General features: G+C 37.3%; 19 protein-coding genes. 6 read left to right on the top strand and 13 right to left on the bottom strand.

The genetic code is table 11. The features are described from left to right. Positions 1–44: 44 nt before the first annotated feature. The gene (locus A8L44_RS17495; RefSeq protein WP_066109507.1) at positions 45–1,244 is read right to left on the bottom strand and encodes a DEAD/DEAH box helicase; all 1,200 of its coding nucleotides are present in this window, start codon (positions 1,242–1,244) and stop codon (positions 45–47) included. 503 nt (positions 1,245–1,747) lie between these two features. On the opposite strand from A8L44_RS17495, the gene A8L44_RS17500 reads away from it, so the two are divergent. Next, the gene (locus tag A8L44_RS17500; RefSeq protein ID WP_175354324.1) at positions 1,748–3,397 is read left to right on the top strand and encodes a glutamine--tRNA ligase/YqeY domain fusion protein; all 1,650 of its coding nucleotides are present in this window, start codon (positions 1,748–1,750) and stop codon (positions 3,395–3,397) included. 68 nt (positions 3,398–3,465) lie between these two features. Here A8L44_RS17500 and A8L44_RS17505 read toward each other — a convergent pair whose 3' ends face one another. After that, positions 3,466–4,335: an AraC family transcriptional regulator gene (locus tag A8L44_RS17505; protein ID WP_066109509.1), complete on the bottom strand. Its 870-nt coding sequence runs from the start codon at positions 4,333–4,335 to the stop codon at positions 3,466–3,468. A gap of 112 nt (positions 4,336–4,447) precedes the next feature. Between A8L44_RS17505 and A8L44_RS17510 the strand changes: the two genes are divergently transcribed. Both A8L44_RS17510 and A8L44_RS17515 read left to right on the top strand, forming a co-directional pair. Then, a complete protein-coding gene (locus A8L44_RS17510) occupies positions 4,448–5,713 on the top strand; it encodes a dicarboxylate/amino acid:cation symporter (protein WP_373925486.1) in 1,266 nt (421 codons plus the stop codon). Between the two features lie 486 nt (positions 5,714–6,199). Beyond that, positions 6,200–6,814, top strand: coding sequence for a hypothetical protein (locus tag A8L44_RS17515; protein WP_066109515.1), 615 nt, complete (start codon positions 6,200–6,202; stop codon positions 6,812–6,814). Between the two features lie 51 nt (positions 6,815–6,865). Here the strand turns inward: A8L44_RS17515 and A8L44_RS17520 are convergent, their stop codons facing one another. From A8L44_RS17520 to A8L44_RS17530, 3 genes are all read right to left on the bottom strand, one after another. Then, positions 6,866–7,780: a polysaccharide deacetylase family protein gene (locus tag A8L44_RS17520; RefSeq protein WP_066109516.1), complete on the bottom strand. Its 915-nt coding sequence runs from the start codon at positions 7,778–7,780 to the stop codon at positions 6,866–6,868. A 17-nt stretch (positions 7,781–7,797) separates the two neighbouring features. Next, positions 7,798–9,207: a glycosyltransferase gene (locus A8L44_RS17525; protein WP_066109521.1), complete on the bottom strand. Its 1,410-nt coding sequence runs from the start codon at positions 9,205–9,207 to the stop codon at positions 7,798–7,800. Positions 9,208–10,417: 1,210 nt separating this feature from the next. Then, positions 10,418–11,131 carry a class I SAM-dependent methyltransferase gene (locus A8L44_RS17530; RefSeq protein ID WP_077248194.1) on the bottom strand — a complete coding sequence of 238 codons (714 nt, stop codon included), beginning with the start codon at positions 11,129–11,131 and terminating at the stop codon, positions 10,418–10,420. 159 nt (positions 11,132–11,290) lie between these two features. Here A8L44_RS17530 and A8L44_RS17535 point away from each other — a divergent pair, with 159 nt between their 5' ends. Next, the gene (locus A8L44_RS17535; RefSeq protein WP_066109526.1) at positions 11,291–11,524 is read left to right on the top strand and encodes a hypothetical protein; all 234 of its coding nucleotides are present in this window, start codon (positions 11,291–11,293) and stop codon (positions 11,522–11,524) included. Between the two features lie 38 nt (positions 11,525–11,562). Here A8L44_RS17535 and A8L44_RS17540 read toward each other — a convergent pair whose 3' ends face one another. Beyond that, the gene (locus tag A8L44_RS17540) at positions 11,563–12,768 is read right to left on the bottom strand and encodes a class I SAM-dependent rRNA methyltransferase (protein ID WP_066109527.1); all 1,206 of its coding nucleotides are present in this window, start codon (positions 12,766–12,768) and stop codon (positions 11,563–11,565) included. 149 nt (positions 12,769–12,917) lie between these two features. On the opposite strand from A8L44_RS17540, the gene A8L44_RS17545 reads away from it, so the two are divergent. After that, a complete protein-coding gene (locus tag A8L44_RS17545; protein WP_066109529.1) occupies positions 12,918–13,586 on the top strand; it encodes a lysoplasmalogenase in 669 nt (222 codons plus the stop codon). A 61-nt stretch (positions 13,587–13,647) separates the two neighbouring features. On the opposite strand, the gene A8L44_RS17550 is transcribed toward A8L44_RS17545, so the two are convergent. The 6 genes from A8L44_RS17550 to purU all read right to left on the bottom strand — a co-directional run bounded on the left by A8L44_RS17550 (position 13,648) and on the right by purU (position 19,600). Continuing rightward, on the bottom strand, positions 13,648–14,832 hold the full coding sequence (locus A8L44_RS17550; protein ID WP_066109532.1) for a NupC/NupG family nucleoside CNT transporter: 1,185 nt from the start codon (positions 14,830–14,832) through the stop codon (positions 13,648–13,650). Between the two features lie 187 nt (positions 14,833–15,019). Next, complete coding sequence (locus tag A8L44_RS17555; protein ID WP_066109535.1) at positions 15,020–15,418, bottom strand: cytidine deaminase; 399 nt, start codon at positions 15,416–15,418, stop codon at positions 15,020–15,022. A 31-nt stretch (positions 15,419–15,449) separates the two neighbouring features. After that, a complete protein-coding gene (gene deoC, locus A8L44_RS17560) occupies positions 15,450–16,124 on the bottom strand; it encodes a deoxyribose-phosphate aldolase (protein WP_066109538.1) in 675 nt (224 codons plus the stop codon). Positions 16,125–16,155: 31 nt separating this feature from the next. Next, positions 16,156–17,457: a pyrimidine-nucleoside phosphorylase gene (locus tag A8L44_RS17565; protein WP_066109539.1), complete on the bottom strand. Its 1,302-nt coding sequence runs from the start codon at positions 17,455–17,457 to the stop codon at positions 16,156–16,158. A 256-nt stretch (positions 17,458–17,713) separates the two neighbouring features. Then, on the bottom strand, positions 17,714–18,652 hold the full coding sequence (locus A8L44_RS17570) for a sugar-binding transcriptional regulator (protein WP_066109542.1): 939 nt from the start codon (positions 18,650–18,652) through the stop codon (positions 17,714–17,716). Positions 18,653–18,700: 48 nt separating this feature from the next. Beyond that, positions 18,701–19,600 carry a formyltetrahydrofolate deformylase gene (gene purU, locus A8L44_RS17575; protein WP_066109543.1) on the bottom strand — a complete coding sequence of 300 codons (900 nt, stop codon included), beginning with the start codon at positions 19,598–19,600 and terminating at the stop codon, positions 18,701–18,703. A gap of 401 nt (positions 19,601–20,001) precedes the next feature. On the opposite strand from purU, the gene A8L44_RS17580 reads away from it, so the two are divergent. Further along, complete coding sequence (locus tag A8L44_RS17580; protein ID WP_066109546.1) at positions 20,002–21,465, top strand: alpha-amylase; 1,464 nt, start codon at positions 20,002–20,004, stop codon at positions 21,463–21,465. A gap of 109 nt (positions 21,466–21,574) precedes the next feature. Here A8L44_RS17580 and A8L44_RS17585 read toward each other — a convergent pair whose 3' ends face one another. Further along, complete coding sequence (locus tag A8L44_RS17585) at positions 21,575–22,357, bottom strand: ABC transporter ATP-binding protein (RefSeq protein ID WP_066109549.1); 783 nt, start codon at positions 22,355–22,357, stop codon at positions 21,575–21,577. Between the last annotated feature and the right edge of the window lies 1 nt (position 22,358).

Raw genomic sequence — 22,358 nt, forward strand, 5'->3', positions numbered from 1 at the left:
ATAAAAAAGGCTGAACTCTAATTAGAGCCAGCCCATTTCATTCTTTATTTTTTATACCTTTTAGGATTCGGTTTCTTCTTTATAGACTTTGAATTTTGATTATATACAGGTCTCTGATCTACAATTTTACCTTTAAACAGTTCCTTTTTCTGAACTTCAATATGCAGTTCCCGAGCGTATTTCTTTAATTCACGTTCTTCACGAGCCGTTACAATTGAAATAACCGTTCCACTTTCTCCCTGGCGTCCAGTCCTACCTGAACGATGCACATATTGAGCAATCGTTTCAGGGAAATCCACATGGATTACAAATGGCAGCCCTTTAATGTCCAAGCCCCTTGCTGCCACATCTGTAGCAAGTAATATAGTTGACTCCTGCCTACGAAACTCACGTATAGCCGCTTCTCTTTCTATTTTCTTGGAATCGCCATGAATAACTCCTAAATCTACTCCCTTGAAACGAAGCTTTGAAGCCATCACATCCAAATTTCCGATGTCCTTTCCAAAAACCAATGCACGCATTTCAGGCATTTTAACTAATTTTTCAAGAATATTTATTTTATCACGCGCCTCAGTGACAAAATAAATATGATCCACCTTTGATTGAACGGTATCTTCCTTTTTAACCCGTACTTTAACAGGGTCATTCATCCATTGCTCGGCTTCTTCCTCTAACCCAGCCGGCAAAGTAGCTGAAAACAAAACTATCTGACGGTCTCTCATAGTACTTTTAATAATTGTCCCAATAGTTGGCAAATGCTCAGGGATCATTAGTTGGTCCCCTTCATCCAGCACAATTGTTTTCACTTCATGCATCTTTAGCTTTTTCTGCTTAATCAGTTCTTCTAGTCTGCCTGGTGTTCCGATGACAACATGCGGATGCTTTTTCAGCTTTTCCAATTGACGCTTCGGATTAGCACCGCCGATAAACGAAGCAGCCGTAATACCTGTTTCTTTTGACCATGCTTGTACAACTTCAAAAATTTGCATAACAAGCTCTCTTGAAGGGGCAAGAATAACAGCCTGTACTTTTTGTTCGTCTGCTTTTATTTTATTTAAGATTGGCAGGACATAAGCAAGTGTCTTTCCTGTTCCTGTCGGCGATTCTGCCAAAACATCTTTTCCTTCATATATAGGACCAAAGGTCTCCTTCTGAACTGTAGTTGCTTCTTTGAATCCGGATAATTCCCATTGTTTTTTTAATCCATTTATTAACTCATTGACGATTGAATCATTTGTATTCATTAATTTCTCCTAACTAAACACATACTTGTATGATTCTTATTATACATATGCCAAACGATGATTATCAATAAAGGAGAGGTTCCTCCCATAATAAAGAGGTCTCTCCGTGTAAAGCCATTTTTTATTTAATGGAATATATACCTACACACCAGGCTCCACTGGTGCCGGTGGTGTAGTCATTACCGTGCCTGCAAGGTGTCTATTTTGGCCGGTAGCCCGATTGTTTAGGAATTGTCAACTTTATTCCAACTGCCGTTAAAGATGTTGCCACATAAACAATAAGTAAAATGAATTATTATAGTCCGGATGACTTGTTCCGGGCTATATTTTTAAGCATTATGATGTATTGGCAGGAGGAAATACAGTTATACTACATATAAACAATAAAATTACTATATTAGAAGAACGCACAAATAGTGAAATGTAATTATTTTTAGGCTTCTTGCGACATGTGATTATTTCCATTAGAATGAAACTACTAGTTTATGCGAAAGAGGTTGAAGATGGTGGAGCACAATACGTCAAATTTTATTCGTAACATCGTTATTGATGATATAAAATCAGGTAAAACAGATCAAATTATTACTCGTTTCCCTCCTGAACCAAATGGTTATTTGCATATTGGACATGCAAAATCTATCGTTTTAAATTTTGAACTTGCTGATGAATTTAAAGGAAAAACAAATCTACGTTTTGATGATACAAATCCGTTGAAAGAAGATACGGAGTATGTAGAATCTATTAAAGAAGATGTCAAATGGCTTGGATTTGATTGGGACAACCTCTTCTTTGCCTCTGATTACTTTGAAGAAATGTATAATCGCGCAATTCTTTTAATTGAAAAGGGATTGGCCTATGTGGACGATTTAAGCGCAGACGAAATCCGCGAATATCGTGGTTCTTTAACTGAACCAGGTAAAGAGAGTCCCTACCGTAACCGCTCTGTAGAAGAAAATTTAGAGCTATTTAAGCGTATGCGTAATGGAGAATTCGGCAATGGAGAAAAGGTACTTCGTGCCAAAATTGATATGAGTTCACCAAACATTAATTTGCGCGACCCGGTTATTTACCGAATCGCTCATGCAACTCACCATAATACTGGTGATAAATGGTGTATCTATCCTATGTATGCTTTCGCCCATCCAATTGAGGATGCTATTGAGGGCGTCACTCACTCCATTTGTACGTTGGAGTTTGAAGACCAGCGTCCGCTTTACGACTGGGTTATTAAAGAATGTGAGATGGAAAGCACACCAAGACAGTATGAGTTTGGCCGTTTAAATTTAACAAATACCGTTATGAGTAAACGTAAGCTAAAACAATTGGTTGAGGAAGGCCTTGTAGATGGCTGGGACGACCCAAGAATGCCTACTATTTCCGGTCTGCGAAGAAGAGGCTATACTCCAGAAGCAATTCGTAATTTCTGCCGAGAAATTGGTGTCGCTAAAACAAGCGGAATTGTGGATGAGAAAATGCTCGAGCACTTCGTAAGAGAAGATTTGAAATTGAAAGCACCAAGAACGATGGGAGTCTTAAAACCATTAAAAGTGGTTATCACCAACTATCCGGAAGGACAAGTTGAAATGCTTGATGCAGAAATCAATCCAGAAAATCCTGAGATGGGAACTCGCCAAATTCCATTCTCAAGAGAAATCTATATTGAGCAAGAGGACTTCATGGAGAATCCTCCAAAAAAATATTTCCGACTATTCCCTGGAAATGAAGTGCGTCTGAAGCATGCTTACTTCATCAAATGTGAAGAAGTTATTAAAGATGAGGAAGGCAATGTGATAGAGCTTCGTTGTACCTATGACCCTGAAACAAAGAGTGGATCTGGTTTCACTGGACGTAAAGTAAAGGGAACTATTCACTGGGTTGAAGCTACACAAGCTGTTCCAGCTGAATTCCGCTTATATGAGCCGCTTATTCTTGACGAAGAAGCAGAGGAAGACGGAAGCTTTCTTGATCATGTAAACCCGAACTCTTTAATTATAGAAAACGGCTTTGTTGAACCAAATATGAAGGATGTTCAACCAAATGAGAAATTCCAATTCTTCCGTCATGGATACTTTAATGTTGATCCTAAGGATACAACAGCTGAACATTTAATCTTCAACTTAATTGTATCTCTTAAGAGTTCCTTTAAAATTTAAATCTTTAAACACTGAAGGACCGTGGTAATACACGGTCCTTTGTCATGATTTGAAATGGAAATCGGTTTTTATTCATAATTACTTGATTTTAAATACTCCCTCGGTGACAGCCCAAACTCCTTTTTAAAGGCCCTTACAAAGGTTGAATAATCATTAAAACCTGCACTTTGGGAAATATGTGTCATCGATTCTCCCTTCGAGAGCATCGATTTTGCTAGATATAATCTCTTCTGCAGGATATACTGATGCAGTGTGTACCCTGTATATGACTTGAATTTTCTCATTAAATGATACTTACTCAAAAAACATTTTGATGCTAATACCTGTATAGAAAGATCCTCATTTAAATGTTGATTAATATACGATAAGACTTCTGTTATATTTTTATCAAAAAGGATATCCTGTGAATGCGCTACTGCTTCATCATGGATAAAAATACGATTAATAATAATCAGCAATTGCATTAACAGTGCCGATTTTAAAATATCATCTCCAAAAGCAGCTTCCCGTTCAGTCTCTATTAATTCCTGAACGATGCTTTTGATTTTTTCAAGTGGCTTATCTGTAATCCGTATTAGATTAATTTCACGACGGGCAGCCAAATCAAAACACATCAATAAATTGCTATTTTCTCTGCTATGTTTGGAAACCATAGCTGGGTCGAACCAAATGATAAAACGCTCATATTCTTCCGTTGGATCAATAATAGGCTTATGGATTTGTCCATGCCCTATGATGAGCAAATCCCACGGCTTCAGTTTATAAGCCTTTCCTTCTATCATATAAGTGACGTTTCCTTTAATAAAGATGATGATTTTATTAAAATCATGATAATGATATTCGAATTCATTCACTATTTGGTCTTTAATGTGAAAGACTTTTATTTCCTGATTTAGGATTCCCCTTCTCTCTGATTGCCATCTATTGAATTCATGCATGATATTCCTCCTGTTTAAGAGCACTTTTTACCATGTTTTAAGCAATATTTTCATAGAATGTGGTAAAATAGTCAAGTATGCTTATAGTACTAATTATTGAGAGGCAGTGAAAATAGTGAAACAAATCTTTTTAAATTATAAAGGTTCCATCATCTTACTGCTGGCAATCGCGATTGGTGGGGTAGCCGGTTATCTGATCGGTCCCGATATAGCAGTTATTAAGCCATTCGGGGATTTATTTCTGAACTTATTATTCATGATTATCGTTCCGCTTGTATTTTTCAGTATCACTTCCGCTATTGCAAATATGAGTGAAATGAAGCGTCTCGGAAAAATCATGGGCAGTATTGTCATCGTGTTCTTCACAACCGCTCTTATTGCGGCGGTACTCGGCTTTATCGGTACAACTTTTATGAATCCAATTGGGGATTCCGATGTATCATCCATTAAAGAATTAATGTCAAACACTGAAGTGGTTGAAACAGAAGAAATTTCTTTCCTGGGCCAGTTAGTTAACACTTTTACAGTAAGTGATTTCTCAGAGCTCTTATCCAAAAATCATATATTACAATTAATCGTATTTTCCGTATTAGTTGGATTGGCTACAGCTATGGCTGGGGAAAAAGGTCGGCCTGTTGCACAATTGATGAGCTCAGCAACTGAAGTATTAATGAAGGTTGTCAAAATTATCATGTACTATGCCCCTATCGGATTAGGCTGTTATTTTGCCACAATTATTGGAGAGCTTGGGCCGCAAATTCTTGAAGGATATGCCCGTTCATTTGCTCTGTATATGATTTTAAGTATCATCTACTTCTTTGGTTTCTTTACTTTATATGCTTATATAGCAGCAGGCAAAAATGGTATCAATGTATTTTGGAAGAATGCCCTTCCTCCATCCGTAACTGCTATAGCAACATGCTCAAGTGCTGCTTGTATACCTATCAACCTGGAAGCTACTAAAAGAATCGGAGTTCCAGACGATATTGCTGAGACTGTCATCCCTCTTGGTGCCAATACACATAAAGATGGATCTGTCTTTGGAGGAGTTTTGAAGATTGTCTTTCTATTCAGCCTCTTCGGCAAAGACATGACAAGTGTATCAAGCATTTTAAGTATTCTTGCTGTTTCCTTCCTTGTCGGAGCTGTCATGGGAGCTATACCTGGCGGCGGTATGATAGGAGAAATGCTCATTCTTTCTGTATTTGGTTTCTCACCAGAGGTGCTGCCAATTATCGCTGTAATCAGCACAATTATTGATATTCCTGCAACCTTATTGAACTCAACTGGAAACACAGTATGTGCAATGCTCGTAGCTCGTCTGGTTGAGGGTAAAAACTGGCTGCAAAACTCACTTAGTAAAACAGCTAAAGCATAGAACATATTATTCGTTTTTTTCCCTATAAGGATCAATTCAGACTGCAGATAAAATTCCGTTTGGAATTTTGTCTGCAGTTTTTTGTATAATAAGGCTACTATCTGCTGCTTTCTGATTGATAAGCAATGTCATATACGACTTTTAAGGAATATGGTTCTGTAGGTCACTGTTGGTTACTAAAAAGGAAAAGAATCGTTGAAATTTCGTGAGACTACTACAGGAGAAGCCAGCACAGCAAGGACAAGCGAGGAATAAAACAAGGAAATATGACCGGTTGCCTGTAGAAAAAATGGGCTGGGGCCATAAGTAACATTGTTTTTATGAAGCTTTAAATATAGATTTCATACAGCCTATAACATTTACTTTTAATACTATACATATATAAAAGCAAAAAAATGACGAAAAAGAGGTTTGAACTATAAACATTAGGGAATATATGCCGATAATAGATATAGATAGGTATCCGCTTGGGGTAGGAGGAATTAGATGCTTACAATCATCTTGACTGGAATTATTGTTACCATTTTCTTTGGCATCCTGTTAAAATATTTTTTCACGAAACGTAAACAACATAATATTTTCTATAAGGAAATTTTTTCAACTGTTTATTCACCTATTATCATTAAGGCCCAGCATATAAAAAAAACATATGGTTTCTTTGAAAATCAACCCTATGTAATAAGGGAACATCGTATAAAGCAATCAAATAAAGTGACAGATTCCATTTGCCTAGCCGATGAAATAATGAAACAGTTAGAGGGAAATGAACAGTATATGTCAAAGAAGATGCTGGAACTATATTTTGGTATACATAGTAAAAATAAAGAATATCACGAATTGGAAACCTCAAATTTGAACGCAAGCCACAAGGATTTTTTACTGGCTAAACTTGAATATGAAATCAATACCCAAAAGTTAATTTTGATGAACGCCTTTTTTAAAGAGATGGAGCAAACTGCTGAGAACGCGGATCTTCTTTACCCAGAGCTAAAGGATATGTTACAATTCTATTCCCATTTTACAAACCATATTTTGCTGAATGAATTAATCTTGGCTCTTCCAACATCCACATCTAAAAAAGGTGTTTCCATACATAACTAAAATGTGAGGCTGCTGATGAATCTTGCAGCCTCACAATAATGGTTAGTATTATCATTCGTAAGTTATTAGTTTATCGAATATATCCAGAGTTGTCCCTGGATAAACACCTCTTCTTGGTATCTCCAACATATTATCACCTGGAGAAGCCATGCCATCTTTTATAGTGAAGGCCATATCAGTATCCAGTTCTTTCAGGATTTCTAAAGTGGATTTGTTATATTCCCCATATGGGTAAGCAAATGCACTAGAATCGCCGATGGTTTCATAGCCAGACTGAATGTCAGCCTTTACATCTTCATATTCCTTTGAAATCAAATATGATACCCCATTGTCATCGAGTTTATGGAATTCATCGGCGTGCCCGTGATAACTAAAAACATCTAAGCTTTTATTAATATCTTTAACGCTTAAAAATTGCGCGTCAGCAGGATCATAATCACGAGGATTTCGGTCTATTCCTCCTGTGATCAGGAAGATTGATGCGTTGAAATTATGTTTCTTTAAGACAGGATACGCATTAATATAATTATCCTTAAAGCCATCATCAAAAGTAATCAGGACACTTTTAGTTGGTATCGCAATGTCTTCTTTCATATAGGCCTGGAATTCGGGCAATGTCAGCGTTTTGAATCCCTTATCTTTCAAATATTGCATTTGCGCTTCGAAATCATATAAAGTGACGATTGTACCATGAAGATTTCCATCTTCATCATAGTGATTTTTAACAAGATCCTTATTATCGATGACTCTGTGGTACATCAAGACAGTAATTTTTTCTGCCTTATCGTTTTCTTTAACTTTAAAATCCCTTACATTAACGGTGTTTTCAATATCTAATGGTCTATCCACCCTTAAACTGAATTTAGCATGGGCAATTGTATCGAAATTATTTGTAAAATAGCCGGCTAATAATGTGAAGTGCCCTATAAAAACAATTAGGAATATAAGATTTACATTTTTCTTCAAAACTGAAACAATCCTCCTCAGCCCGCACTCTTTTTATGTTCATTCAGATCAATTACTTTTCCGTTATCCTGTATATCTTCATCATAGGTTTGATGTTGGCCGCCTACCCGCTTCACCTTATTCCAACTGTTCTTGTTTATAAAATAACCGACAGTACCAAAAGTATTGAATAAAACGCCTAAAAAACGGTATGTGACAATTTCGAATGGAACAAAGAATACAATCCGTATTTTGTCAATCCTTGAGAATGCATATCCAAATCGATTGGTAATAATCATGGCCACTAAACTTTGGAAAACCCCGAGGCTGAAAGAAAAAGCAAATAACATAAGCGCTAATATAGCCCCCTCACCCATAATCAGCATTACGAAAGGAATAATTAAGGTCGGGAATGCTGTTAATGTTCCAAGCATTAATGCATCCACAATCAAAAACAGTGAGATGCCTGGACCGAATTTTGTAAGCAGCGAAGGTCCGTATGTAATGATGCAGTCGATAAATGCTTTTTGCCAACGAATCCGTTGTTTGAATAAGTCTCTGAATGTCTCGGGACCTTCTGTGAAACATACAGCTTCAGGTATGAAAAGGATTTTTTTATAAGGATAATTTGTCTTAATCAGACGTTGTATCCTCATCGTAATGTCCATGTCTTCTCCAACAGTAATGCGATATCCTCCCACTTCAAATAATGCGTCTCGCTTAAAGACACCAAACGCTCCTGAAATAATGGCTAAAGCTTTGAATTTTGTCTGTGTAATTTTATAAAGATAAAAATTAACTAAGTATTGCAAGAATTGAAATCGTAGTAGGTGGGATATATTAAATTTCGGCTTTGGATTTGTATAATCGCCATAGAAAGCTTGTCCAATATGAACCATTCCGCCTGCTGCAATAACACTATTATCCTTAAATGCAGAATTAATGATCTGCAATGATTTTACATCCAGTCCGCTGTCAGCATCCAAGGTAATGATTGTTTCATATCCAGCAAACTCAATTCCAGCATTTAAAGAATCAGCTTTACCGCCATTTTCTTTATCAATGATAAAGATGGACGGATATAATGTAGACTGGTAAATTCCTTTGATAGGTTTATGAGAAATCTGTGCGGCTTTCTCCTTTTCAACCCTCTTTAAGTCCAGCATGGAAATAAGCAATTCCATAGTATGATCCGTCGAACCATCATTAATGATAAATGCCTCATATTTTTTGTAATCGACATGCAGGATTGCCTGAATACAATTCTTGATAACCGTTTCCTCATTGTAAGCAGGTATAAGGATGGATATACCATCTTCCGGTTCACGCACTATTCTACTCCGTTCCCTATTTACACTAAAAAGAGGGACAATGATATAGAGAATTTGGAATGCAAAAAAGATAACATACAAAATAAGTGTAAAAATTAGTCCAATTGTTAAATCCATTTAAATCCTCCTTATCAATAGATATGTATGATAAAAGCTCATCTAAAACTATTATCTTAAAAATAAAAGTACCTATTGAAAGTAAAAAGCCTTGTCTTCTAAAGGCTTGTTACACATAGGTACTCATTTTAGATGAGATGCCATAACCCTTATAGCTAATTTGAGCTATTCCTGTTTCTATAACTGTGTAAGATTATCTTTTTAGTGAATTTCATCTAAATAGGACATTGTTTCTTACTCGAGGGGAAAAAGCAGGTGTGTAGTTCGAATTACATAATTATAAAAATATAGTAATTTTCTGACAAGCTTAGGTTCCATGATAATGATTCTTGTTACCTAAAGTCAATGTGCGAAAAGACATAATATACTACCATTCGACATCACTTTTTTTTAAAAATAGGTCAAATCTGCTAAAAAGACAGGATAAAAGAATCAATTATAGTGTAGGTATTTTTTCAATCCATAGTAATATAGCTCTATATGCTTAGTTCTAAAGTATTGTTTTTATATTAATTTAAAATATTTTTTAATTTAAAAATTAAATATGTGGTTTTCACTGCTAAACTGACTAATAAAATGATATCGGCTCTACTTAAAGGGACGTCCATATTACACGATCAATAAAGTGTTTAACTGCATGTTTTTACAAAATTTTCAAAGCAAGCACCAAGCCTTACAGTGGAGGAGCTTAATGATAATCTGCTTAAAGAAAACGGGTTGCTAGTACTAACGTTAAGCTTTGGTATATTGCGACAATACGTAGTAAAAAAGATACTTAAACATAGAACAGAAAAAGATCCATATGCAATCCATTTTTGAGTAGATACATTCATTTTGTAGTTATTTCATTTAATGACTTTCATATTGCCGAACGACAAAATTGATTGAACGTATGTCAATTCGGTATTTAAACAATCCCTTGTACGCAAAATTAAGCTGGGGTGATTATGTAGATTTATTTTCATGAAATTTCCGAGGAAATGTTAAATAGATTACCACTCTTAGTAGAGATCAACTTTGAAGAAGAAGTTAATACTTTATAACCTTAGATTGATAAAATTTCTGTAAACCCCTCGGTGTTCAAGAATGAATCTAATGATTGTATCATCAACCTAACAAGTAAGAATAAAACCCCTTAATAAATATTAACTAAAGGGCTTTTCCTTGCGGATGAATAGATTTTGATTCATTCTACGGCCGCACTGTATTGCTATTTTTGCGCACGTACAATTCGGTAACTCATCGCGTCACGATATTGAAGCAAAAACCTTTCATGCTGTTCCAGTAGATCAAATAAAGCATCCGGCACATCCTCAGATGGCTGAAATTCTGTCAGAGGCTCATGATCATCATAAAAGGAGGGCAATGTTCTAATTTGTACGTCCGCAAACCCTGCCTTATTCATTGCGTCTTTCCATCTATCCTCGTTCCACATCTGTTGAAATCCATAAAACTGTCCAATCTGTTTTTGTTCTATTTCTGAAAGAGTTCCTTGCATGGTCAGTTCTATGGCATACAAAACACCACCAGGCTTTAACACTCTTAGCATTTCTCTAAGAACAGGCTCTATTTCAACAAAGGATAGAACGGATTCAGCCAGAACATAATGAGTGGATTGATTCTTCATTGGAATAGCTTCCAACGAGGATTCTACTGTCTGTATAGGTAATTGCAATTGCAAAAACCTGTTCTTCGCTTTCTGAATCATGATCGGATGGGCATCGAGCGCTATAATGTTCGCTTGATACGTATTATACAAATAAGCACTGGTTTGTCCCGTACCACAGCCCGCATCAAGAATGACGGTGTCTTGAGTAATAGGCTCATCCTTCAGCATGATTTCTGTTGCCCTTAGTCCTCCCGGATGAGCTCCTCCAATTCCAAGCTTAGATAATAAATCCATATACGTAAATGTGGTCATCATCCACCTCTGTCAGTGTTTTACACATTGTATGCCTCTTCTTTTTTTTGGTTCTTGGCTTAGCGTCGGATTTTTATTGGAATTTTGGGTAAACAAACAGTCAAGTTGTCCATCTATCAATACAATACAAAGAAGACATTATTCGAAAGGGGCATCAGGTAAATGAACTATTACAATCTATGCAATAAACATATTGGTCGAAATGTGCGCATAACTGACCGTCATAATCGTGTTCATGCCGGGACAATCACAAGAGTCACTAGAAGCCATGTATGGATTAAGCCACATGGCGGTCAGAATGGCTATGGCTATTGGGGCTGGGGCGGAGGAGGCTGGGGCTATCCAGTTGGACTTGGCCTTATTACCGGCTTTGCTCTCGGAGCTTTATTTTTCTAAAAAGAAGGCCTCGTATATTCATTACGAGGCCATTTTTGTTATCTTGCTAACTGGATAAACACTACTTTTAAGTAATTACCCTCTGGGTATTCATTGATTATTCTAAAATCATCAGGCAATGAAAATTCTTCAACAATTTTATATTTCTGATGCATTTCCTTACATGCACTATCGATAAAAGATTTGAATTTATCCATTCCAAACAGACTGCAATTTGTTGAAGCAACAATCAGACCACCTTTTTCCGTGATTGCGATTGATTCCTTCAGCAGATTTGTATAATCCTTTGCTGCGCTGAAGGTGAATTTCTTCGACTTGGCAAAGCTTGGCGGGTCGAGAATAACCATATCAAACTTTAACTCTTTTCTGCGTGCATATTTAAAATACTTAAATACATCCTCTACGATGATATCCTGTGCTTCATAATCAATGCTATTTACACTGAACTGTTCGATCGTTTTAGCCCGGCTTCTATTGGCAAGATCCACACTGGTCGTCTTTTTCGCTCCACCTAATGACGCAAACACAGAAAAGGCTCCCGTATAAGAAAACATATTTACAACGGTCTTTCCTTTAGCATAGTGGTCCCGGATTGTTTTACGTACATCACGCTGATCTAAGAAAACACCTACCATAGCACCATCATTTAGATTGACTGCAAAGTTTACGCCATTTTCCTTTACGATGATTGGAAACTCACCTTCTTGCCCTACAACAAAATCATCATCTTCAATGTATTTTCCTTTTGTATCGAAACGTTTTTTTTCATAGATTCCTTTAAAATCTGTTAATCTGCGTAAAGACTCTAAAACATATTCTTTAAATGAGTAGATCCCTTGGCTATACCATTGAATGACAAAATATCCATCATAAAAATCAATAATGAGACCGCCAATTCCGTCACCCTCACTATTGAACACACGAAAAGCTGTTGTATCTTCTTGTTGGAAATAGTGCGCTCGCTTATCTAGAGCCTTTTGAATTTTCTCATCAAAGAACGCTTGGTTAATAGATTCATTTTCCTGTCTTGTTAATACCCAGCCATATCCTTTATTCTGCTTTCCAAAATATCCTTTGGCAATAAAGCGACCTGAATCATCAACAAGCTTAAGAATTTGACCTTCCTCCTGCAATTTTTGAGGAGACACAATAGCCTCCTTTAAAATAAGCGGAAATCCATTTCTTAATTTTTTGCTATCTCTTGGTTTTACTTCACAAATTATTTCCTTATAACTTGAACTCATCTATATTTCACATACTCTCTTTTAATCTTTTCTACTTACAGTATATCGAAAACTGCCTTCCTCTCAAAACTAATACTAAGTAAAATGAAGGATTTTCCGCTATCTCCATCAAATACTTTATGTTACATTCACAGGAAGGAGGGAATTACATGAAGGTTAAATTACTTACTCTTCTCATTTTAGTAATGAGTATTATCTATATCTTTTTCATTCCAGCTGAGCCGTTTGGAATCAAATTGCTATTCAAGCTTATTCCAATGTGGTTAATTATCTACTTTGCCTATCTTCAAAAACCTGCTGAAGGACACAAAAATAAAGGACTCATCCTTACCGGCCTGTTTTTTTGTATGCTCGGCGACGGGCTGCTTCACTGGTTTATAGTTGGGCTAAGCTTCTTTCTGATCGGACATATCATTTATATTGCAGGCTTTCTAAAGAAATGGAATTCCTCTAAAATTCGCCTTTTATCCATTATCCCGCTCCTTGCATTTGACCTAATCATCGGCAATAAACTTATAAATGCTCTTCAAGAGGCGGGAAATGATGGGTTGATTATTCCTGTTGTCATTTATATTGGCGCTATTTCTTTTATGGCATGGGCAGCCTTCATGACCGGGAATATGTATGCGATAATCGGCAGCTTGCTCTTCGTTATTTCTGACACTATCTTATCATGGAATATGTTTATATCTGATGTTCCATACTCGCATTTTTTAATCATGTCAACTTATTATGCTGCTCAATACACAATAGCCTCCAGTATTAGCAAGACATCTGATCAGACCACTCCTTTGCATATAAAGCCTTTAAGAGGATAATTTTCAAACCTATCAAAAAAGCAGATTCTCACTCGAATCTGCTTTTTTCTAACCTATATGATTAAAGAACCAACCCTACAATGATACCGGATAATACGCTTACAAGCGTAGCTCCAAAGAGTAATTTTAAGCCAAAACGCGCTACCACATTCCCTTGCTTTTCATGTAGACCCTTCACTGCACCAGATATAATTCCGATTGAGGAGAAGTTTGCAAAGGATACAAGGAACACAGAGATGATTCCCAGTGTACGTTCACTAAACGTATCTGCTATTTCTGTAAGGCTGATCATCGCAACAAACTCATTAGTCACTAGTTTAGTAGCCATGATTCCACCTGCGGATACTGCTTCAGACCAAGGTACACCCATTATGAAGGCAAACGGTGCAAAGATATATCCAAGTATTTGTTGGAAGGATACACCAATAGTCATATCAAACAAGGCATCTATACACGCCATTAATGCCACGAAACCAATTAGCATGGCACCTACGGTAACTGCGACTTTAAAGCCATCCATGATATATTCGCCGATCATCTCGAAAAAGGTTTGTTTTTCGCCCTCTTCTGCTACAACGAGGATATCTTCTTTGTCATCGACTTCATAAGGATTGATCAGTGAAGCAATAATAAATCCACCAAATAGATTGACCACTAAAGCGGTTACGACATATTTAGGATCGATCATTGTCATATATGCTCCGACAATCGACATTGAAACTGTAGACATAGCCGATGCACATAAAGTATATAAACGGTGAGGCGGTAACTGCCCCAATTGTTTTTTCACCGTTATGAATACCTCTGATTGTCCGACCATAGCTGAGGCAACTGCATTGTATGATTCAAGTTTACCCATTCCGTTCACTTTACTTAACAGAAGGCCAATTCCCTTCATAATAAAAGGAAGTATTTTAAAGTGCTGTAATATTCCGATTAACACGGATATAAAAACAATTGGCAATAGAACTGTGAGGAAAAATGGTGCTTCTCCTTCATTTGCCATTCCGCCAAACACAAATGATATCCCTGCTTCTGCAAATTCCAGTAAATATCCAAATACAGTGGCAATCCCCTGGATTAAAACAAAGCCGAATTTAGTATTTAATAATAAAGCTGCTAATGCAATCTGAATAACAACCATTAACCCAATATATTTATACTTGATTTGTTTCCTGTTTGAACTCACTAACAAAGCCAACCCTACCACTGCAAGTAACCCGATGATTGAAATTAAATATTTCATAATTCCTCCACTAAGATGTTTAGATTGTTTTACGTACACCTTAACTAAAAACCCATTCTACTTTACAGAATCCGGCTCCAATATTACCTGTTTAGAGATTGGAGCCGAAAACTGCTCTTGGTTAATGACTTAAATTATCCTGTTCAACTATTGCTCGGCGGGACCCCACCGAGGCATTAGTTTCACTTTATTTCCCCATGTCCGTCGATTTAAAAAATCCTGGCAGTAATTCTGCAATTGAAGTTTCCAACAGATCACCCTTCAAGTTGGATAGATAGACTTTTGTATTGTTATCACTAAACTCAGCTATTACTTGTCGGCAAGCTCCACATGGTGAAACCGGACCTTCCGTATCAGCAACAATAGCAATTGCCTCTACTTTTGGTTCACCTTCTGAAACAGCTTTAAATATGGCTGTGCGTTCAGCGCAATTTGTCAGGCCGTATGACGCATTTTCGATATTACATCCACGGAAAACATGTCCACTTGTAGTTAAGACAGCTGCTCCCACCTTAAATTTAGAATAAGGTGTATATGCCTGTTTACGTGCTTCGATTGCTTCTTGAATTAAACTGTTTTTATCCATTAGGGAACCTCCCACATACTTCTTCAATTAATTAATAGTCTGAGTTTGCTGTTTCGCCTTTTGCAATAGAGACTCCAGAGCTTGCACCAATACGTGTAGCACCAGCTTCTGTCATCGCTTTAGCATCCTCAAGACTTCTAACGCCGCCGGAAGCTTTAACACCGATTTCTGCTCCAACTGTTTTTCTCATTAGAGCGATGTCTTCCACTGTTGCGCCGCCTGTAGAGAATCCAGTTGATGTTTTAACAAAGTCTGTACCAGCAGAAACAGCCAACTGACATGCTTTCTCAATTTCTTCTTTTGTTAATAGGCATGTTTCGATGATAACTTTTACTAATGCTTTACCTTTTGCTGCATCAACTACTGCTTTAATATCAGCCTCAACCTCATCATAACGGCCATCCTTCATAGCACCGATATTGATTACCATATCGACTTCGTCTGCACCATTTTCGATTGCATTAGTAGTTTCAAATGCTTTTACTTCAGGAGTATTCGCTCCAAGAGGGAAACCAATTACTGTACATACTTTTACTTCGGGTGTATCTTTTAGCATTTCTGCACATTTTTTTACCCATGTTGGATTCACACATACAGATGCAAATTTATATTCCTTTGCCTCTTCAACAATTGTCGTTACTTGTTCTTCTCTAGCATCCGCTTTTAATAACGTATGGTCGATTAAAGATGTTAATTTTGTAGTCATGTCTTAATTCCTGCCTTCCAAAAAGCTTATATTAATGAATTTCTGTGTAAATTAATGTTGGAGCCTGTACTTTTTCAGTACTGATGTTGTATGCTCCATAAATTTTTTCTAATACATTAGCAATTTCTTCTGAGTTGGAATGTACAGTTACAAGTGATTCGCCTTCCGCAACTTCATCGCCAACTTTTTTATTCAAAACAATTCCAACAGCCAAGTCAATTACAGATTCTTTCGTAGCACGGCCTGCTCCAAGCATCATAGCTGCAACACCAATTTCCTCTGCCTGAATACCAGAAACATATCCAGAAGTCTTTGCAGGGACTTCAATAAGGTATTTAGCCGTTGGAAGTTTGGATGGATCATCTATCACAGATGCATCTCCGCCCTGTGAGGCAAGGAATGTTTTGAATACTTCAAGCGCTTTTCCATTATGCATAACTTCCTCAAGCATGCCACGTGCCTCTTCAGTTGTTTCAGCTTTACCAGCTAGTATGACCATATGGCTTCCCAACGTTAAGCATAATTCATGTAAATCAGCCGGACCTTTACCTACTAATGTGTCGATCGCTTCTTTGATTTCCAATGCATTACCTACTGCAAATCCAAGTGGTTGGCTCATATCTGAAATGATAGCTTTTGTATTTCTGCCAACTCCATTCCCGATATCAACCATTGCTCTTGCTAATTCTTTTGCATCATCAAGGTTTTTCATGAATGCCCCATCGCCTGTTTTAACATCCAGGACAATAGCATCTGCTCCAGCTGCAATTTTCTTGCTCATGATGGAGCTTGCAATTAGAGGAATAGAATCTACTGTTGCTGTTACATCACGTAATGCGTATAGCTTTTTATCAGCTGGTGTTAAGTCACCGCTTTGTCCAATAACAGCGATTTTATTTTTATTTACAAGATTAATAAAATCCTCATTTGAAATTTCTACATGAAATCCTGGAACAGCTTCCAGCTTATCAATGGTTCCGCCTGTATGACCCAGACCACGTCCGGACATTTTCGCAACCGGTACTCCAAGTGCTGCTACTAAAGGTGCCAACACAAGTGTAGTTGTATCACCAACACCACCAGTGCTATGCTTGTCTACTTTTACACCATTTATTTGTGATAGATCAATTTGATCTCCTGATTCAACCATTAACTCAGTTAGGTTAACTCTTTCTTCCTGAGTCATACCTTGAAAATAAATCGCCATAGCAAATGCTGACATTTGATAATCGGGTATACTTCCATTCGTAAATCCTTCAATAACAAACTGGATTTCATTTTTATTCAACTCATGACCGTTACGTTTCTTTTCAATAACGTCAACCATTCTCATGATTTTACACCTCATTTTTGAATTATCGTAAAATAGCCACCATTACTTAGAATAACCATGTAAGTGAAAATATTGGTAGCACTTACAAAACTAACTATACCATATTAATTGAACAAAAGTAACATTAAAGTATGAACAAATGTAAAACATTTTGTGGGTGTATCCTTATTGACCCTTTTATCCATTTTTTAACACCAAAAACCTCCTATTAGGATAAACAGGAGGTTAGAACCATATTCATATATAGCTGATATATTTATTTATCCAAAATAAACCTTGCCGTATATTGATCGGTGATTAATACATTGGCGAATTGTCCCCTTAGAGCCGCGTGAATGGAATCTACCTTTTGAGTGCCGCCGGCAACCAATATCGAATATTCTTTTTCTTTCAGCTCTTCAAGGTCAATTCCCAAAGTACGTTCGTTCAATGAGTTGTTACATATATTTCCCTTTGAATCGAAAAAGCGTGAACAAATATCACCCACAGCCTTAGAATAAAGCATCTCCAAGTCTTCTTCCGTAAAATAACCAAGCTTAAAGAGCAGAGATTCTGGTTTAACCGGCCCACATGTGAATAATGCAATATTAGCTTCTTTTCCAGTTTCAATAATTCCTTTAATATGTCTGTCTGCCATCATTGCTTGTTTAACAACTACCTGGTCGACAATCGCCGGTAAAGGTAAATGCAATGGAGTAGTACGGAAAGCCTTCCCGAATAAATATAGAATTTCTGATACATAGGTATGCGTCTCGGAGTGGCTGATTCCACCTTTAAGCTGCACAATCTTCACATTATTTACTGCCTTTTTCTTCAACTCCACTGCCACATGATAGAGAGTCGTTCCCCATGTCACTCCTATAATGTCATCATCCTTAACAATTGTATCAAGATATTCTGCAGCCTTTAATCCGATAGAAGTTTTGATAGTGTGATCCTCATATTGTGGTACAGGTGTTACTACTGCCTTTTTTAACTTATATTTTTCTTCAAGTTTAACCTCAAGATTCTCCAAATTTTCTTCCATATCATCTATTTTAATTTGGACAATCCCTTCTCTTTTAGCCGTTTGCAGCATACGTGACACCGTAGGCCTTGAAACACCAAGTTTTTTTGCAATTTCATTCTGTGTATAATCCAGTAAATAATAAAGTTTAGCAGCTTCTATCACTTTACTTTTTTTATCTGCTTCCATTTTGGTCCCCTAGTTTTCCACTAATTTTCACTCTTTTATTTCATTGACCTAAAAAACAATTGTCTTATTCCCCTGAACAATAATCCTGTCCTGTAAGTGCCATTTCACAGCTTTGCTGAGCACATTTCTTTCAATGGATTGTCCTATTTTCTTCAATTGCTGAATATTATCCTGATGATTAACCCGCATAATATCCTGTTCAATGATGGGCCCTTCATCTAAATCATCTGTTACATAATGACTAGTTGCTCCAATTAATTTAACCCCACGTGCAAACGCTCTTTCATACGGTCGTGCTCCCATAAACGCTGGCAAAAAGGAGTGATGAATATTAATGATTTTATTCTCATACATTTCAACAAAGCTTGGCGAAAGAATTTGCATATAGCGCGCTAACACGATTAGATCGATTTGATGTTTATCGAGCAGCTCCTTCTGCCTTAACTCCGCATCTTCCTTTGTTTCCTTCGACACAGGTATATAGTAAAAAGGGATGTGCAGCGATTCTACCAGCTCTTTAGCAGCCAGATGGTTACTGATTACGATCGGAATCTCTGTCATTAAATCCCCTGATTGCCACTCCCATAGCAGCTCTCTTAAACAATGAAGCTCCTTTGAAACAAATATAGCCGTTTTCTTTATGTGATAGTTAAAGATTATATCCCACTTCATCTTAAACTTATTCGCTATTGAAAGAAATTCCTCTTTTAGTTTCTTCTCGTTGTCAGCCAGATCAGGACATTCGAATTCAATCCTCATAAAAAACGTACCGCCATTACTGTCTGTTGAATATTGATTTGATTCCAGGATGTTAGCGCCTTGTTTAAACAAGACATCAGATACTGCTGCCACAATTCCTTTTTTGTCCGGACAGCTAATTAGCAGGCGCCCTTTATCTCGCTGACTCTCTTTATACAGATTTACATGCTTTTCAGCGATTGTTTCCATTCCCTCACCATCCTGATCTGCACAGATATATATTTATCCGCTTACATTTCCTACATTTTATCACAAATATTCCATCCTACCTGTTGAAATATTTTTATCCTAAAAAATTAGTTGTTTCGGTAAAAGAGCAAAATGTAGCACTTCCTCATCAAGCCTTTATAATCGTTGATTTTCCCGCATTATAATTTTATTCACCAACGTTCTTATTCACCATGTGAATGTTGATTCTTATTCATTTTGACTATTTGTTTTCCCATCTTAAGAGACGCATTTTCTCGCAATAAATACGATTTATTAATTATATTTTCATTTCATGTTTCTAAAGGTATGCTTAGCGGGTAAATAGGTAAATATTGTTTTATTAGTTGAAGCTGCTAATAGAGAGATGCGAGGTGGTACAAATGGGGCATAACCATACAATGATGCAATTTTTTGAGTGGCATATTTTACCTGATGGTACTCATTGGAAACGGTTGAAGGAATTAGCGCCAGTATTAAAAAACTGCGGAATAGATTCTGTTTGGATCCCACCCCCAACGAAAGGACAAACACCTGAAGATACAGGTTATGGTATATATGACTTATATGATCTAGGGGAATTTGATCAAAATGGTTCTGTACGCACGAAATATGGTACGAAGGATGAGTTGATAGAAGCAGTTGAGGCATGCAAAGAAAATGATATTTGTGTGTATGCAGACATCGTTATGAACCATAAAGCAGGTGCGGATGAAACAGAAAGATTTAAAGTTGTAGAGGTTGATCAGAACGACCGTACAAAGGAGATTTCGGACCCATTCGATATAGATGGCTGGACGAAGTTCACGTTTCCCGGGCGCGGCAATACATATTCTGATTTCAAGTGGAATATGGAGCATTTCAATGGGACTGATTATGATGAAGGAACCATTCGCACAGGTGTATTTAAATTTCTCGGTGAAAATAAAGGCTGGAATGAACATGTTGATAAAGAGTTTGGAAACTATGACTATTTAATGTTTGCCAATATTGATTATCGCCATCCAGATGTACGAAATGAAATGAAAAATTGGGGCAGATGGCTCGCTGAAACCATTAAATGTGAGGGATATCGCTTAGATGCCATTAAGCATATTGATTATACCTTTATTAAAGAATTTGCCATTGAAATGAGAGAGGCTCACGGTGATGACTTTTATATGGTGGGAGAGTACTGGAATCCCGATTTACAGGCTTGCCAGGAGTATTTAGAAAAAGTTAATCATACACTTGATTTATTTGATGTGCCTCTCCACTATAAATTACATCAAGCTTCTCAAATGGGACGAGATTTTGACCTTACAACCATTTTTCATAATACTCTAGTAGAATCTAATCCATTAAATGCGGTAACCTTTGTAGACAACCATGACTCACAGCCGGAAGAATCTCTGGAATCATGGATCGAAGATTGGTTTAAACCGTCTGCTTATGCACTCATCTTACTTCGCCATGACGGTTACCCGTGTGTTTTTTACGGGGATTATTATGGCGTTGGCGGCGAAAACCCAGTTGGGCGTAAAAACAAACTGATTGATCCACTTCTTTATGCTCGGGTCCATAAAGCCTATGGAGAACAGGTCGATTACTTTGACCATCCAAATACTATTGGGTGGGTAAGATTAGGAACCGAAGAAAAGGAGAACTCTGGCTGCGCTGTTGTTATTTCAAACGGTGACGAAGGCGAAAAAAGAATGTGTGTAGGAGCTGAACGAGCCAGGGAAATATGGACTGATTGTACAGGCAACCGACCAGATAAGATTGAGATTGACGAGGAAGGCTGGGCAACATTCCCTGTAAATGGCGGCAGTGTTTCTGTGTGGACCAAGCCTGACTCAGAAGATTAAAAAGCTTAAGCTAGAGTAGCATCCAGAATTTATATAAACAGGGGGCTTATGAGTAATGAAACACTGTTTACTGCAGTGTTCCATCACTCATAGCCCCTCATATTTTTCATCATTTCACTAAATCATACGATATGATTGCCGGTTTACCGGTTCTGGGATCCTCTACAATAGAAGCATCAATCTGGAACACTTCTTTTAATACTTCCGCACTCATAACTTCATTAGAACTCCCCTGTAAAATCAACTGCCCCTTTTTAATGGCAACCAATTCATCTGCAAACCGGCTAGCATGATTCAAATCATGGATTACCATCACAATGGTTCGGCCATCCTCTTGATTCAGTTTTTTTAAAAGCTCAAGAACCTCCAACTGATGTGCCATATCCAAATACGTGGTTGGCTCATCCAGTAACAATAACCCCGTCTCCTGGGCAATTGCCATTGCAATCCACGCACGCTGACGTTGCCCGCCGGATAAGGAGTCCACTGCATGATCTTTAAAATCACTTAATCCGGTAACACGAATCGACCAATCGACCATTTCTCTGTCATGTTCATTTAAGCGTGAGAAACCACCCTGATATGGGGTTCTTCCATAAGAGACCAAGTCGGTTACAGAAAGACCGGCAGGAGCTTCCGGTGACTGGGGCAGGATAGCCATTTTTCTGGCAATCTCCTTTGTAGGTGTATTCTTAATATCTTTTCCATCTAAAATAACTGATCCATACATAGCTGGATGTAATCTTGCCATTGTCTTCAAAATAGTCGATTTTCCACAGCCATTTGGACCAATAATGGCTGTAATCGCTCCTTTTTTTATATCTAAATTCAGTGAAGGAACAATTACATTTCCGTCGTAGCCTATTTTTAAATTCCGAGCTGACAATTCCAAA

This window comes from Bacillus sp. FJAT-27986 (assembly GCF_001685035.1).
In the GTDB taxonomy this organism is placed as follows: Bacteria; Bacillota; Bacilli; order Bacillales; family Pradoshiaceae; genus Pradoshia.

Excerpts from the sequence above, each read along its gene's own strand:
- A8L44_RS17555 (WP_066109535.1), bottom strand. The coding sequence starts at position 15,418 with ATGGATAAAAACAGTTTAATTCAAGAAGCAATCGAAGCACGTAAACAG.
- A8L44_RS17515 (WP_066109515.1), top strand. The coding sequence starts at position 6,200 with ATGCTTACAATCATCTTGACTGGAATTATTGTTACCATTTTCTTTGGC.
- A8L44_RS17500 (WP_175354324.1), top strand. The coding sequence starts at position 1,748 with ATGGTGGAGCACAATACGTCAAATTTTATTCGTAACATCGTTATTGAT.
- purU (WP_066109543.1), bottom strand. The coding sequence starts at position 19,600 with ATGGAAACAATCGCTGAAAAGCATGTAAATCTGTATAAAGAGAGTCAG.
- A8L44_RS17580 (WP_066109546.1), top strand. The coding sequence starts at position 20,002 with ATGGGGCATAACCATACAATGATGCAATTTTTTGAGTGGCATATTTTA.
- A8L44_RS17540 (WP_066109527.1), bottom strand. The coding sequence starts at position 12,768 with ATGAGTTCAAGTTATAAGGAAATAATTTGTGAAGTAAAACCAAGAGAT.
- A8L44_RS17565 (WP_066109539.1), bottom strand. The coding sequence starts at position 17,457 with ATGAGAATGGTTGACGTTATTGAAAAGAAACGTAACGGTCATGAGTTG.
- A8L44_RS17505 (WP_066109509.1), bottom strand. The coding sequence starts at position 4,335 with ATGCATGAATTCAATAGATGGCAATCAGAGAGAAGGGGAATCCTAAAT.
- deoC (WP_066109538.1), bottom strand. The coding sequence starts at position 16,124 with ATGACTACAAAATTAACATCTTTAATCGACCATACGTTATTAAAAGCG.
- A8L44_RS17495 (WP_066109507.1), bottom strand. The coding sequence starts at position 1,244 with ATGAATACAAATGATTCAATCGTCAATGAGTTAATAAATGGATTAAAA.
- A8L44_RS17550 (WP_066109532.1), bottom strand. The coding sequence starts at position 14,832 with ATGAAATATTTAATTTCAATCATCGGGTTACTTGCAGTGGTAGGGTTG.
- A8L44_RS17570 (WP_066109542.1), bottom strand. The coding sequence starts at position 18,652 with ATGGAAGCAGATAAAAAAAGTAAAGTGATAGAAGCTGCTAAACTTTAT.
- A8L44_RS17535 (WP_066109526.1), top strand. The coding sequence starts at position 11,291 with ATGAACTATTACAATCTATGCAATAAACATATTGGTCGAAATGTGCGC.
- A8L44_RS17530 (WP_077248194.1), bottom strand. The coding sequence starts at position 11,131 with ATGATGACCACATTTACGTATATGGATTTATTATCTAAGCTTGGAATT.
- A8L44_RS17545 (WP_066109529.1), top strand. The coding sequence starts at position 12,918 with ATGAAGGTTAAATTACTTACTCTTCTCATTTTAGTAATGAGTATTATC.
- A8L44_RS17525 (WP_066109521.1), bottom strand. The coding sequence starts at position 9,207 with ATGGATTTAACAATTGGACTAATTTTTACACTTATTTTGTATGTTATC.